General features: G+C 52.5%; 9 protein-coding genes. 3 read left to right on the plus strand and 6 right to left on the minus strand.

Annotated features, from left to right (window positions below):
- The first annotated feature begins 1,884 nt into the window (after positions 1–1,884).
- On the plus strand, positions 1,885–2,907 hold the full coding sequence (locus tag AC2FLP_RS21715) for an alpha/beta hydrolase (RefSeq protein ID WP_496686469.1): 1,023 nt from the start codon (positions 1,885–1,887) through the stop codon (positions 2,905–2,907).
- Positions 2,908–3,053: 146 nt separating this feature from the next.
- Here AC2FLP_RS21715 and AC2FLP_RS21720 read toward each other — a convergent pair whose 3' ends face one another.
- From AC2FLP_RS21720 to AC2FLP_RS21730, 3 genes are all read right to left on the minus strand, one after another.
- Positions 3,054–4,427, minus strand: coding sequence for a DUF3179 domain-containing (seleno)protein (locus AC2FLP_RS21720; protein ID WP_496686466.1), 1,374 nt, complete (start codon positions 4,425–4,427; stop codon positions 3,054–3,056).
- Between the two features lie 285 nt (positions 4,428–4,712).
- Complete coding sequence (locus AC2FLP_RS21725; RefSeq protein ID WP_496686464.1) at positions 4,713–5,948, minus strand: metallophosphoesterase family protein; 1,236 nt, start codon at positions 5,946–5,948, stop codon at positions 4,713–4,715.
- Positions 5,949–6,346: 398 nt separating this feature from the next.
- Positions 6,347–7,240, minus strand: coding sequence for an AraC family transcriptional regulator (locus tag AC2FLP_RS21730; protein WP_496686461.1), 894 nt, complete (start codon positions 7,238–7,240; stop codon positions 6,347–6,349).
- Between the two features lie 168 nt (positions 7,241–7,408).
- Between AC2FLP_RS21730 and AC2FLP_RS21735 the strand changes: the two genes are divergently transcribed.
- Entirely contained in the window at positions 7,409–8,362 is a 954-nt protein-coding gene (locus tag AC2FLP_RS21735) for an SDR family oxidoreductase (protein ID WP_496686458.1), read from the plus strand.
- A gap of 403 nt (positions 8,363–8,765) precedes the next feature.
- Here the strand turns inward: AC2FLP_RS21735 and AC2FLP_RS21740 are convergent, their stop codons facing one another.
- The 3 genes from AC2FLP_RS21740 to AC2FLP_RS21750 all read right to left on the minus strand — a co-directional run bounded on the left by AC2FLP_RS21740 (position 8,766) and on the right by AC2FLP_RS21750 (position 13,659).
- Positions 8,766–10,700 carry a DUF3604 domain-containing protein gene (locus AC2FLP_RS21740; protein WP_108861444.1) on the minus strand — a complete coding sequence of 645 codons (1,935 nt, stop codon included), beginning with the start codon at positions 10,698–10,700 and terminating at the stop codon, positions 8,766–8,768.
- A 520-nt stretch (positions 10,701–11,220) separates the two neighbouring features.
- The gene (locus AC2FLP_RS21745) at positions 11,221–12,021 is read right to left on the minus strand and encodes an outer membrane protein (RefSeq protein WP_496686456.1); all 801 of its coding nucleotides are present in this window, start codon (positions 12,019–12,021) and stop codon (positions 11,221–11,223) included.
- 72 nt (positions 12,022–12,093) lie between these two features.
- On the minus strand, positions 12,094–13,659 hold the full coding sequence (locus AC2FLP_RS21750) for a sulfatase-like hydrolase/transferase (protein WP_496686454.1): 1,566 nt from the start codon (positions 13,657–13,659) through the stop codon (positions 12,094–12,096).
- A 134-nt stretch (positions 13,660–13,793) separates the two neighbouring features.
- Between AC2FLP_RS21750 and AC2FLP_RS21755 the strand changes: the two genes are divergently transcribed.
- A complete protein-coding gene (locus AC2FLP_RS21755) occupies positions 13,794–14,369 on the plus strand; it encodes a TetR/AcrR family transcriptional regulator (RefSeq protein WP_108861447.1) in 576 nt (191 codons plus the stop codon).
- The last annotated feature ends 216 nt before the right edge of the window (positions 14,370–14,585 follow it).

Below are 14,585 nucleotides of genomic sequence, written 5' to 3' on the forward strand. Positions count from 1 at the left end.
TGGCGGGGTCTCCGTCTGCATGATCGCCTCAAGATCAACTCATAGCAGCACGGCTTAAAAATGTCGCCTATGGGCTCGAAGGCGACATTTGAGTAATTTAGTCGGATGGCTGCAATACAACGTTGAGCGGTCATTTATCGACCCAACGGGCTACTTTTCTTCAAGTGTGAAATTGCAGCCGCAAGTAGTTTTCTTGCCTGATAGAGATCGCGCTGCCCGGACATCAGGTTTGGAGGTAAAGCACCCATTTTCTCGGAATGCTGGATTGATACGTCCAACCGGTCGTTAGCCTCGATTGCTGCTTTAAGCGTGGCCTTAACGGCGGCCCAATCAGACATAGACTTACGGGCTGTTGCGTTTCCTACAATTTTTGTTTCTGGCCCGCTGTTCATTTCTGCTTCTCACTTAACCGGCCCCATTTTGGCAGCAGAGACTTGTCGATAGCAGCAGGTTTTATGATTGTGTGACGCATGTCTTCGATCTCGGAACGGAGCACTGACAACTCTTGAAGCCCCTTGGTTGTGCGTGACGCCCCAAGATATCCTGAAGAAGCCTTGCCTGTTGCAGGCTGATTTCGCCCCGCGATGCTGCAATTGTGGTCCGCTCTGAAGCGACGAGGATATCTTCAATTGAGCTTAATTTATTCCTGTCGGCCAGTTGAACGAAGTCTGAGCGCCCGGGAGGCCGAATCCGATCAACAAGCCATTGGGCTACGGTTGGATTGCCGTCGTCAAGCTCGTCGGAAATGATGTCAGCGGCACGTCCAAGCATGTCTGCTAGCCGCTCGCTTGCAAGAAGTGATGCTCGCGCCTTGATGCCATTTGCACCCAGCGGGCGACCGGGTGACTTCGGTGGCATGTGTCCGGGGAGGAACTTTCCATCCGGGCCACGTTTTGATCTTTTCTCGTCATGAGGCATGAGCCGTCAATCCCGTCTTTTATACGTCAATATTACTGACATAATAGCTTAACTTTGCGTTCTTGTCACTGTCTTGGGATTGACCCGTGGGTTACGGAGTTTGAGAGCGAGGTGTTTCGCTACTTCGAGCGAAAAACCAAATCGGCCGTTGCATTCCCACAAAGAAATCATGACGTGAGGATGTCTCCAAGGCCATCTGGCATCACATGCTCAACGCTCAATTCCTTAGTTCCAAGACATGCAACACACCTAGGATGCTCCCACTCAATTCTCAATTTCCATTCCTCAATGTTGAACGCACGTTGGCCAAGTTGTCTGGATGAAGGTGATAGCACCGCGCGACAGCAAGGTTTTGGACTGCCAAATTGGTTTCATTAGCCCAATTGACAGCAGTTGAAGTCAGGAGAATTCAGTAATATATGGGGTTCTATGTGGGGGCGAGATGTCCCAACTGGCAGAAAACGCAGCGTTTTCAATGAGGGTATGGTGGCCCTAGGCTCCACCATACAACCCACTAAATCTAAGAAATTTCTCGCCCTGGTCGTGGCCTTGGGTACGTTTGAGTGCGGCGCTTGGGTACGGTTTGGGTGCGATCCGGCCTCGTTTGATGCGTTGGGTACGTTTTTTGTGTTCCCAACCTGTACCCAACAAGGAATCACTGCGCCCCGGTCGGGGTGTTCGTCCAGATTTAAAAGGTGAAGCTAAATAAGGCCCCGACCGAACCAAGCGGTGACACTCAATCACCAGTTGGCAGGGTATTGCGTGACCGGATCAAGGGGGCATGTCCTCTCAGCGTGGAGAACCCGTCATCCGACAAAAAGAGTCAGATGGCGGGAGAGAGCCCATGGCGGTCGTAGAATTTGTCGCTGGACTCGAGCTGTATTGATTGTAGCGTTCTACGCAGACCGTCGGAAAAAACCTGCATACTTGCAGTGTAGTCTTGGCATTTTAATGGGAGCATCTTTTATGGAAATTTCGAAACGCCTTTCGGGACTTTTCACGAAAGCATGTGTTGCCGTAACGGTTTTCGCGTCGTCTGCATTGGCTGATGGAGAATTTGGCTACGAAGTTGAGTTGGATGTGCCTTATGGAAAAGGCGTGATTAGTTCAGACGGGGCGTTGGTCGAGCGCGACCTGCTGCTGGATGTTTACACACCTTCGCCAAACAATGCCGATTATACCGCATCCATTTCGAATACCGACACGCTCAAGCCCGCTGTCATCCTGATCCATGGCGGGGGCTTTCAACGTGGAGGGCGGCGTCAAGCGCCATATACGGAATTTGATGCGATCCACGACCGCATGGAAGACTATGCTCATTTGCTCACACCAATGGGCTACGTTGTCTTTGTTGTCGAGTACCGTTTGGCCCCGGAGTTGCCAGAACCAGAAATGGCCTTGGATGCAGATTGGGTGGTGACGATAGAAGAGGATTTAACAGACGCGGGAATGCGACGCGTCAATTTTGCCCGAGGTTCACTAGGTCTTGGCCCCCTCGAAGGAGACGAAGGCAAAGTTGTTGTTTGGAAAACCATCCTTTCTGCGGCAGAAGATTTGGAAAAAGCAGTTAACTTCGTCCGCTCTTCGTCTGAGCGGTTCGGAATTGACCAGGAAAGAATTGCGCTAGGTGGTCACTCTGCTGGCGCGGCAACAGTCATTAACACTGCGCATGGCCTTGATGCGCCTGTAACGGCCATTTTTCCATTGTCACCGCCTCTTTCAGCGATTGATCTGTCCAAGACCGTCACGACGGCGGACGAGACACCGACACTGCATATCATTTCACAATACGATGAACCCGCAGTCTTGGAAAAAGCCCCCGGCTTCACCGCGGCAATGCGTAATGCAGGCGCGGACTATGAATTGGTTTGGATCCCCGGATTTCCCCATTTCTATCCTCACAATACGCCCTCACTCGGGGACGATGGAACACGACAAGCCTTGAGCGCGCGTTTGATTGACTTTCTTGACAAGCATCTGAGGCAGTAGGGCCTACCGGCGAATTTCGAAGGGCAGTTTTGTCCGCAAAGTAGACGTTCAAGCAAGTTGCAGCGAATGACCGGTTCGAGCCCAAGCGGGCAGTTCTTCATGGCAATATTGTCTGCATGGTTTAACCAAATTAAAGCTAGACAATTTCAGGTATTGAACTTTGCGACCGACGCAGGACTATTGGCGCGATTGACGTCTGTGTGGGGAAAGAACTCTGCCCAGACGTGCCAGAAGAGACCAGGTTTCACATCTGCAGAACGTTCGAGTTGCTTTCCGTCGCCGGTTATCCCAAAGAAGTTGATGTTCTGAACTGGTCCGCCGGTGCTATTGACCCAGACATTCAAACTTTCAAAAGTAGGGCTCCAAGCCACGACCAGCGGTCGCCCGCCCACCTCGGCATTCACCACATTTCCCTGCGAAACGACGAAATCATCGGTCCAACAGGTAGCATCCGACCCGATATTCACGCCCCAGACATACGTCTTTGTAGGCAAGCGCGGATCAATTGGCCGCTCCAGGTTTTGCATGATTGGTTTGGCCTCGGTGTGATGCTTCTGGATCGTCGCGGTGAAGGCCAGTTCCATTGCACTGTCCAGCAGGAACAAAAACGGGTTTGAAGGCAACTTGTTCAGGAAAACCGCACCTTCAGGATAGGCCCTTTGAAACCCGCGAAACGTCATACGAAAAGTTGGCCATGCGCGCATCGCCAGTTCCGGACGCAATGGGCAGGCGGGTCCCTCAACGCTGGTGTCCTCGTCCTTGGCGCGGAAGCCGTAAATCTGCTGCAAAGGCTCACCCGTAGTATTGTCGCGCAGAACAAGGTTGTTGCCGTGCTGGGCAAGAACCTCCAGATCGAGCTTTTTGTCTTCTATCGTGGGAACATAGCCAAGACCCAGGTTGGCTATTGCGCAGAACGTCAAAATAACGGGTTCACCGTCCAGACCGTCATGAGTACCAGCCAAATGCGGGCGCATGATTTGCGGTTGCGGATGCGCACGGGCGACGCCATTGTTTTCCAGAACAATTACCTGAGTTGTCGGGCTGACAAACTCCTGTGCCTCTTCGATACTGTAATACTTTGCCGAATCTTTCTGGTTGCGCAGACCCACATGGACATACACCCAGGTAAAGGCAACAAGACCAAGGCTAAGAGCGGTCCCCGCCCAGAATACCCATGCCACGCCGCCGCCAAACGCGAAGTGCGTGATAGTGGAGACAACCCAAGCCGCAATCCCGACTCCGACGAACTGATATTCATTGCGAATAAACCGGTCTACGTTAGCGCGCTTCGTTTTTATAAAGAGCTGGGGTATGTCACCGAGATCTCGGAAATAAAGCAGTGCAACAATCACCGAAGCAATAATTGCCAAGTAAAATAACGTGTCCGCCATGATACGTACTTCCTGCGTTGAAACCGCTCGAGCCAGTGTGTTTAAAAAAGAACCAAACCTAGTAAGAAAACAAGTCGCAACTCGGTTTCGATCTGTCACAACCCTGTACTCATTTTCGCCAAAAGTCATCTTCGGCACGTAATAAAGAAACACAACTTCAGCTATGGATTTCTGTTCCAGCAGAAGTCTGCTTCGTCCGCAACTCTGCCGTTCAGCAGATTGCAGCGAACGTCCGCTGCAGTTCAATGCAGACCTTCAGGCAAAATTTCTCGGAATGACCACGAATAATGACCGCTGTCCGCTACTAACTCTGGCCAAAGTATCCCGCTTCAGCGATGCTGCACAGGGGCGCGAGACTGACCTCCTGGAGAAGGATTCTAAAGCGAATTTATGCTGCTAAGATTTGGCTTTGTTTCACTCGCAGGAAAGCGCACGCCTGACTAAACGGCATCGGTTCCGAGCCGCTCCTGTTTCATCGATCGCTTCCATCAACCAATTGCTATCGGCTTGTCTGGTCAACATCAGAAAGCCGAAATCACCATTGTTCGCGACGACACTCGCCAAATTTCCGGCAACTTTGAAATCGGTGACAACACCTGTGGGCATCGGATCAAGCTGCGTCCCGCCGTTGCCGCTAATACCCTGCACCGGCCCGTCCAACAAGTCGATTGCTTGAAAAGCGTGAATATGGCCAGAAAGAAAAAGATTTACTGTTTCTGGAATGGCTCTACTGAATGCTGCGCGCTGTGTGTCGTCACCATCGATCAATTCACCGAATGCATGCATGTTTACCCAAAGTGGGCGATGAGTAAGAAACCAAGTTTCTCCGCTGATATTTGCAAACAAATCTCGCGCCATCTTACCGTAAACATTTAACAACTCAGTGCTGCTTTGAGGTGCAGGGCCTGCGGATGAATCAAATGCAATTAGATTGAGGCCGTTGACAGAAGCTATCCACGGCTCGGTCACAGCTGGACAATCTGAGGGAACGAAACCTGGGGCAAAATAACGGAACCATCCTTTGCTGCCGCGTCCGCAGTTTTCGTGATTACCTCTTATAAAAACAAATGGAGCGAGCTTGAGCAGCCTATCTGCAGGATCCAACCAGTCGGCAGACCACGTCTGGAAATTGTCACCAAAGGGCGATCCACCGCACTTCTCCGGTTCGGGGCACTCTGCCGATCGGTACAAATAGTCGCCAACGTGGATGACCAAGTCTGGCGATCTGGACGCAATTTCTGCGGCAATTGATTTCAATGGCCAGGCATCGGGATCATTGCAATCTTGTACTCTGGATCTGCGAATACGGCATCCAGTATCTCCAATCACGGCAATACGCTGTACGCTTTGACTCAAGGTTGGTAGCGTGTCTCCCTCAAGTTCCATCTTCTGTGAATCTTGTCGGGCACGATGCTCGCAAACGATTTCCGGAAATTGGTCATCTGGAGCAGCACGTTTATGCATTGCAACAACACGCCCGTCGATTTTCAACAAAGGGCAGCTAGACGATGAAGAGATAGCTCGAACAACAATTGTCTTGTCGGGCCCGAGTTGAACCCAATGCTGCAGTACTTCAGCAGTAGAAGGCGGAGCAACGAAACAAAGCCAAATCAAAGCCCCGAGAACGGTTGAAGCGGTCCTAGTCAACAAACGGGCACCCCTTTCGAACTAAGCGGCGAATTTACGATCGGGATCTGAAAAGTCCAGTGGATCTTGCAAGAGGAACTTAGGTTGAGGCAGCCGGCAACTTCAGTAGCATAGAATATCACACTTCATTTGAAAGCTTTCTGGAGTACCTCACCGCATGCACCATTGGGACGTACCGTATTGGCAAGGTGTCTGAGGTCTGTTCTTAGCCCGCTACGCATAGGTTCCAAAATGGCTGAGTTTACGAAGCCACTGCGCAGTAGGAGCAACAAGCCGACCCGATGTCGGCTTTGTCCGCATGTCGGACGTTCGCTGCAACTTGCTTTAACGTACACATTGCGGGGCAAAGCTCCCCTTCGCCGCGGTGGCTCCAATGTCCGCTCTGCTCACGCAAGTCTGCCTCAAGCAACTTTGACCAGTAGTTTCTGTGCCTCACCCCATTGCCTCGGCGATTGCCCATACATGCGCCTGAACTCGCGACTGAACTGGGACGGGCTGACGTAACCAACGTCCATTGCGGCTTCGTTCACAGGCATCCCGCCCGCGATCTTCATGGCGGCGTTGTTGAGGCGCATCGTCTTAACGAACTGGATTGGAGCCATCGTCGTGACCTGCTTGAATTTGCGATGGAAAACCGCCCGGCTCATGCCTGCTCGGCTTGCCATATCCTCTATGGAGATCGGCGCATCCAGATGTGACGACACATGCGCAATTGAACGTGCGATGGCGTTGCCAGCACCAAATGCTTGCCGTGCGAAGGTGCCAGCTTCTCCACTCAGGATCGCATATAGCACCTCACGTAATCGCGCCTCGCCGAGAACTGCTGTATCCGTCTCGCTGTTTCCGAGCTGCAGTAGCCGCAGCAGCGCTTCAGTGAATCCATCGTCCCATCGTGCAAACCTAATTCCTGGCTCCCGCAGTTCTCCTTTGACCGAAGGCAGAACGCCCCCGGCATTTTCCATCTCCATCTCCAGCTCGGTCATAGCGCGTTGCTCAAGAGTGATCATGACTCCGTAGAGTGGGTGGTCACGCGAGGCCAACGGCGTCCCCGCCTTGACCGGCATCGACATTGGGCAGCAGAGATATTGACTGTTGTCGTATTCGTATCTTCGGCCATTCAGTACGGCTTCCTTCACCCCACTCACGATGGCCACGATGCAGGGCTCGTAAACGGCTGGAACACAGGGGATTGAACGCGTGGCGCGAAACAGCCGTACACCCTTGATGCCCGTCTCGGTCAAGCCGTCCGTTTCGGTTCGGCCTGCGATGATTTGCTTGATCTGATCCTTGCTCATAAGAGAGATGTAAAGGCTCCAGATCGTTGCAAGCAACTACCTTGATACAATCGGGCAAGTATTTGCGATGATCTCGCCTGTTTCCGCATTCTGGTGAGAGCTATCTGCATTTCCAAGCCGAAACACAATTTACTCGGTCCCCGCGCCAACGCAGATAGGAGACAAAAGATGCCAGATACCACATTCGGACCCAAAGGCTGGATGCCCGAGCGCCTCGGCGACCTTTCCGGCAAGACCTACCTCATCACGGGCGCCAACGCCGGTGCCGGGTTCCAGGCCGCGCGGACGCTTCTTAAGAAGAAGGCCAAAGTCGTGATGTTGAGCCGTTCGGCAGAGAAGTCTCAGGCAGCTGTCGCGGACCTGAAAAGTGAGTTCGGAAGCGGGGCGGACGTGAGCTTCATTCGCATGGACCTGGCCTCCCTCGCAAGCGTACGCATAGCTGCGGACGAGGTTCTGAATTCCGTTCCCCGGATTGATGCGCTCATCTGCAATGCGGCCATCGCACAGGTGCCAACCCGCAAGCTGACAGAGGATGGGTTTGAGAGCCAGCTCGGCACCAACCATTACGGTCACTTCCTACTCTGTGGCCTTCTTTTTGAGCGGATCGAAGCCTCAAAGGGCCGCATCGTTGTCGTGGCAAGTCTTGGCTACAACATGGGCCTGAAGACGATCAAGTTCGACGACATGAACTGGGAAGAGGGTTACGGGCCGAATACCGCCTACTCACAAAGCAAGCTGGCGCAAATGATGTTCGCCTATGAATTACAGGACAGGCTTGCCGCCGCCGGGCGCACCGAGGTCGAGGTCTATGTCTGCCATCCCGGCTCGTCGGCAACGTCACTGATCAGCACGAGCGGTAGCCGGACGATGCGGTTCATCTGGTGGCTCATGACCAAAACACCGATGGTTCAGACTGCCGAGCAAGGGTCCTATCCCGAAGTCATGTGCGCCACCGAAGAGGCTTTGACCGAACAACGCGCGCTTTACGGGCCAACGGGCCGCCTTGAAGCCGTTGGCCCGGTTGGCAAGGGTAAATTGAACCCACACGCGTATGACAAGACCGTCATGGCAAGGCTTTGGGAGGTCACTGAACAAGAAACAGGCTTGAAGTGGGAGATTTGATCCAACGGGTCCCGTGCGGCTGGTGATGCTTCACCCACCATCGGAAATTCGTGCACCGTGGAGCATTTAGTAGAATGGGCTCAACGCGGACGTTGGTCGAAAAATCGCGAATGACCACTAAGCGGGACGAAGCCGCCTTTTGCTCATGCGGCGAGTTTGGTGGTCGCGAGCCCACCAAAAGTTGGAACGAGTAGCGGCACTACAGCGCGATTTCTCGAAAGCGGACGTTCAAATCACTCAAATCGGCCGAAATCCAATCCGGACATTCTCTGCGTCTCTGTGCAACGTCTCGCATGCGGGACAAAGCAGCCATTGGAATTCAGCTCTTAAAACGCATCTATCGGATCGCGCAGACATTTGATTAAACAGCAACCAGCTGCGCATTGGAGAAGGTTCGCTGCGTTTATTGACCGCTCGGAGTATACCAAATCGGTGAGGAATAAGCCCGTTCGGTTGTAACCATAGGCACGTCGTTTGTCATCTGAACTTCAAAGCGTTTTGCTTCATACGCGGTCCATCGTGGAGTTGGTATTTCTAACACCCTAACATAGTAAAAAGCTCTTCGGTTTGGGTCAAAATCAGGGTCTTGCCAGAAGCCAAGCAACTCAGGCGATCCAATGGTATTGGTCCAAGTTGCATTTGCTACGTCTACTGTGTTGCCAACTAACGGCAGCTTACCGTCAGCGCCAGGTTGCCGGTCGTCGCTCCAGGCCACATCGTAGACCTTTTCGCCACGCGTCCCGTCATCATTTAACCAGCCTTTCACAATCTGCACACGATCAAGGTTGCCGCTGAAAGGATCTTTCAGCGCAGCAACGAGGAAGTTTGGCACCCCGTTGTCTGAACGCTTGGGCAGATCGGCGCCCATTGGTACACCTTTCGCATAACCGATATCAGCGGGAAGGCGCGAGTTTGCGTCTTCTTCCTCGAAGTTCCATCCACCGAAAAAGCGCAACATTATTCGCGATCCGGTGGTTCCGTATACTTCACGTCTTTCCAAGGCGTCAAAAATCGCCTCACGCGTATTTTCGGTTGCCCAGACAGCGGCATATCCACCCGAAGCTTGTTGCCACCCATAAATAGTAAACTCCGGGTTTGGGGCTTCGATGACCACGTGCTCCCACCTATTTGGCTCTGGCTCTACACCAGAGTGTTTGCCAAAAAAGTTCTCTTCTTCGACCGCAGCCATACCGGTATGCGCGTCGGTGGAGCCAATTTGGCCAACCTTGTAGGGGTTAATACCAATTGTATCTTCCAACATTAGACCGGTTTTATAGGCCTCACGGGAGTATTCATACTGCAACATATCTAGTGTTTTGGCTTGCGTACCGTTGAGATTTGACGCATCCCACGTGTCGAAATCCGCGAACTCGTCGTCGGGAGATAGAAATGGGTGGGCCTCGCTGTCGCCTTTGATTTGTGTAGTCTCAATGACCGGTTCAAACCGTGCACGTAAGGTGGCCATTTCCGCTGTGAGAGGTGTTCCATCAAAGTTTGAAACGCTAAACAAGCGGCCGTTGCTGAGGTTGCCGTTATGTGGAATGGCGAGCACATCACCGCCGGTGCGATTTTCGTACTCAGCCAAATGCGCCCATAAGTCCTCAGGATTCTGACTGTCAAACTGGGAGTAAGGGACAACAGCGTTTGCCATGTCGGCACCATCGCGGAATATCACGTTGCGATGAATGTTATCGCCTCCCTGTGAGGTCCACTCATATCCAATGAGAGCCGAAAAAACGCCCGGTTCATTGTAGCGCTCCGCCAATGCTGTGTACTTTCTCCAAGCGTTTTTTACGGCCTTGGTGCCTTCGAAAGGTGGAGTCGGTTGAGAAAGAGACGCAACGATCTCCATAGCCGTTGCGAAGATCCGATCAGGGTCATTTGTGACCAATTCATCATACCATGCCTTGGCTTGTGGTTGTGATAGCAAGTCCGGGTCACCAGAGAGAAGCTGAGGCATCAGCCCATACATTTCAGCGTGATCCGCTATTACCAGCCAATCCAGCGGGCGTCCTAGCTTTGCTTTAAGTCCATGAGTTGTAGTGACCTCTTCACCGCGCGCAAACCTGAACGCCTCCTCTTGGCTCATACGGGTCATTGTTCCAGCGTCCACCGAAACTTCCGTGTGCAAGTGCGTGTCACCCCACAATACCCGAGTCGGGAAATTCCGTCCTGCATAAGGTGAAAAGTGGTCGGTTTCGAAATTGGCCGTCACATCTTCTTTTGCGGGAAGCACATCTTGCACCTGAGCAGTTGAACTGTGACCAATTCCAGTTGCAAAGGTCAGTACTGCGAACGCACCTATTCGCCGCGTCCAAGGTTTTTTTGAAATCGGCATAGATCGTCCTCCGCGTTGCAATTCGTTTTGGATTTGCATTCGCCACACCGGACCAAAAGCTGACAACGCAAACACCAACGTTTCTTATGTGAGGATGATGGATCAGCGGCTACGTTGCAAGCACGCTGGGTCTGTTTTAGACCAGCGATGCGGTCATAAAGAGGATTGTGAGACAGTGAATATCGTTGGCTAGCTCATCTAATGTCGGCTGAAAGCCGCGAGGTGTTTCCGGACCGGGCGGGGTCCGTTCAACTAAAAACTGAAAGCTAGATTAACTCTGGCGATCATTGCGAAGAAATCGTCTGCTTCGGGCTCAACGCAGTCACCTGACGGGTTTACTCAGATGACCGATTAGCGGCTTTGAGCGGACGTTCACCCCCGAAAAACCCGGAGTTTTGAACAGGAACGACCGCTCTCACCAAAAGCGGTCGCTCTCCCAAAACTTAGCTACGACCGGCTTGCGGACGAAGCTGACATTCAAATCGTATTCAGTGCTGGAGCATAGATGGTGTTGTGCAAATCAGAATCTGAATTTAACACCGAGCACCGGACCATGTTGATCAACGTCATATTCAAATGCACCTGTAGAGAGGCTGTCGCTATAATCCATGCTGTAGTAGCGCCAGCCAAAGAAAAGTGACGCGCTGTCCCAAGCGCGCCAATCAACTCCGATGTTGGCGCCGATTTGCAAATCGTTGCCCCCCGCGCCGAAACCACCAAGGTCCAATGATGCAATTGCTGTCCATTGGTCATTAAGCACCCATGTGCCGCGAGCACCAATTACTGGCTCCCACCATCCCTGATCTCCTCCAAGAACAGGAACTGGCAGGGGCGACGAAACTGTGATTTCTTGCCTCAATGAGTTGTAGCGAGCACCAAATTGCAGATCGACGGCGTAGCGCTGGCCATTGTCACTGACAGCATCGACAGCTTTGTAGGCCGCAAGCAAGCCAATCCATTTTTGTCGGATATCTGCAGTAAACACGGCACTTCCTGGAGTTGGTAGGTTTCCATCTGCCTCCAGAGAGACATAGTTAGCGTCAATTATGAAACCCCAATCGCCGCGCCAGATTTCGTACCGGCCAGCGGCAGCAAAATCCAAAAGCTCTAGCGCATCGCCAAAATCAAGATCAAGCGGAATGGTGGCACCAGCGACGGTTGACGTTCCGCTCGTTCTTGCTGGTAAAAAGGCATAGATCGCCAACGTCTGCCGCCATTCATCTTCACTTTGGCCCGCAAGTGGGATCGGTTCGGCAAATGAAGCACTTGCAGCCAACGATGTCATTGCGGCGGATGTCGCAATCAGGCTTCTGTTAATCATGACAATTCTCATTTCTCTTGACTAAACGAGCGGGTTCCGAAGCACCGGAAGAATGCCTCGGAACCAACACCATCAATGGCTTTGCGCTTTTAAGCGGGCTTCTTCAGGAGTCATTGGCGACCGATGTGGAAACTGCTCCACTCGCCCCATGTGCATACCCAATAATTGCTGCATCGGTTGCACGACCCAAAGTCCCGGGTAGAGAGCGCCGTACTTTTCACCCGGGTCCCGCATGATGTTGAAGAAATCCATCCCCGGTAAGCCCCCGTGACCTTCCTTGATATGGATTTTGAAATCATCGTAGCGGAAGGCTCCAAGGACTTCGCCACTGTAGTGCGCTATGAAATTCCGCCGACCGTGACCTTCGCCATTCAAAAGTAGAGAAGTCTGATCGACCCCGTCCGTTATTCGGTCATTTGGAATTTTATCCAACGCACCACCGATCCGCGCCGCCGTGGTAAACAGATCAGTGACGTGGATAACATCCATCGGGTCTTGCATCGGTTCGATCATATCGGGCCACCACGCCATTGCCGGTACGCGAATGCCGCCTTCAAGCACATCTCCTTTTGCGCCCTGCAACAAAGTGTACCCGGCGGTCGGCCAGAAGGCATACATCGGACCGTTATCGCTCATCCAAACGACCAGCGTGTTCTCGGCAATGCCTTCTTCTTTCAGCGTATCCAGAAGTTGCCGCACGTGCTTGTTGTGAAGCGCCATGAACGAAGCTTGGCGGTTGTTTTTGTCTACGCCTGGATCATCGCTGAATTCCTGCGAAGCAGCGAGTTGCAAAGCGTATGAAGCCCAGTAGACAAAAAACGGTTTATCGTCTTGCGCATGGTCTTGAACGAACTTGGTGATCTGGCTAATCGACTCATTCTCGAAAGCTTCTTGGCGTTCGGGGGCCAGTATCCCGGGTGCGCCCTCAATAGGGGTGCGGCCTTCGCCTTTGCGACCGACGTAACCAGCGACGGACAAGTCAATTCCAGCGCCGTCCAGATAGGCATCATTTCCGGGAAAATCTGCAAACGGGAACGTTCCGCTTTGGTCTTCGTAAGAGGCCTGCCAAAAGTCCGGGGCACCATTGAAAAGCCCGTAGTAGGCGTAATCGTATCCTTGGATTTCCGGTGCATGCTCCGGTAAGTCACCCAAGTGCCACTTGCCCCACATAGCCGTGCTATAGCCAACTTCTGACAGCAGCTCCGCCGTTGTTACTTCTTCAGCCGACAACCCATCCACTTGCCCCGGCCACAGTACGGTAAGCAGGCCTGTCCTTACTGGGTGTCGACCAGTGTTGATCGCGATCCTTGTTGGCGTGCACGAAGGCTCTGCATAGGCAGACCAAAACCGCATTCCGTCAAAAGCCATTGCATCTAATTCTTCTGAAGGCGTGCCCCGATGCTTACCGCCACCCTGCCAGCCAAGCTCACCCCAGCCGATATCATCAGTAAGGATGTAAATGATGTTAGGCTTCTTTCCAAAGCGCTCCTCAAGAGACGCAAGTTTCGCATCGATTTCAACGTCTTCTGCCGCCCATATTTCCGCATTGCGTTGGGCATGAGCTAAATGCGGACCGTCCGGTTCCAGGGCGCTTGCGGGTGTGACGACTGCCAAACAGGCCAAAACAACGGCTCCCACTTCAAGTGTCCGTCTCATAATCTCCCTCCCAAAAGCTGCTCAGCTTGATATACACCTTAATATACGCAACCGTCTATATAATTATACGGAACCGTACAGTTGATTACATCTAGCGGATTCGATATCTGCTGAACATGACTCAGATCAAGGGCGGTAAGACCGTGGGGAAAAAGCGTTTCAGCAAGCAGGACTGGTTAGATTCTGCCCTGGATCTGCTTCGTACTGGAGGAATTGAGGCAGTCCGCGTGGAACGTATTGCCGACAAGTTAGGCGTGGCCAAAAGTGGCTTTTATTACCATTTTCGTGATCGGGCCGACCTTCACAAAGCATTGCTGGATCATTGGGTGCAGCTTGACGGGGTGCCTTTTCTAGAGGAAAGGCAATTCTCCGAAGCAACACCGGTGGAAAAACTCGCGATGGTCGCCGACGTTGTCGATAGTGCCGACCTCAGCCGGTACGACAACGCAATACGACAATGGGCTCGACAAGATCCCAAAGTGCGCCGGGTCTGGCGAAAAGAAATGAACAAAAGACTCGAGCACATACGCGGACTTTTTCGAAATGTTGGCTTTGAGGGCGATCAGTTGGAGATGCGTGTTCGGACATTTGTTGCCTATCAAGTCAGTGAACGTGAACTTTTCTCCGAGCTTTCTGCAAAAGATCGCTCCAGGATTCGGAAGCTAAGACTGGAGCTTTTGGTTAAGGACTAATTACGAGGCTCAAATTTGTCAGCGTAGAAGCCCATCGAATACGGCTGGTCATCAGAAATCTGTTTAACCACCGCATTCCAATCATCACTCTGGTTCGGTTCCTTTTCTACCCTCTCATCTAGTTCGCGGATAGGCTTGCGTGTCTGACGTCAGCGCCTACCGGACAGATTTGGGGTTTGAGCAACGGAGGATTTCTGGTTCATCGAAGCCGTTAAG

This window comes from Ruegeria sp. CDSA141, assembly GCF_059612005.1.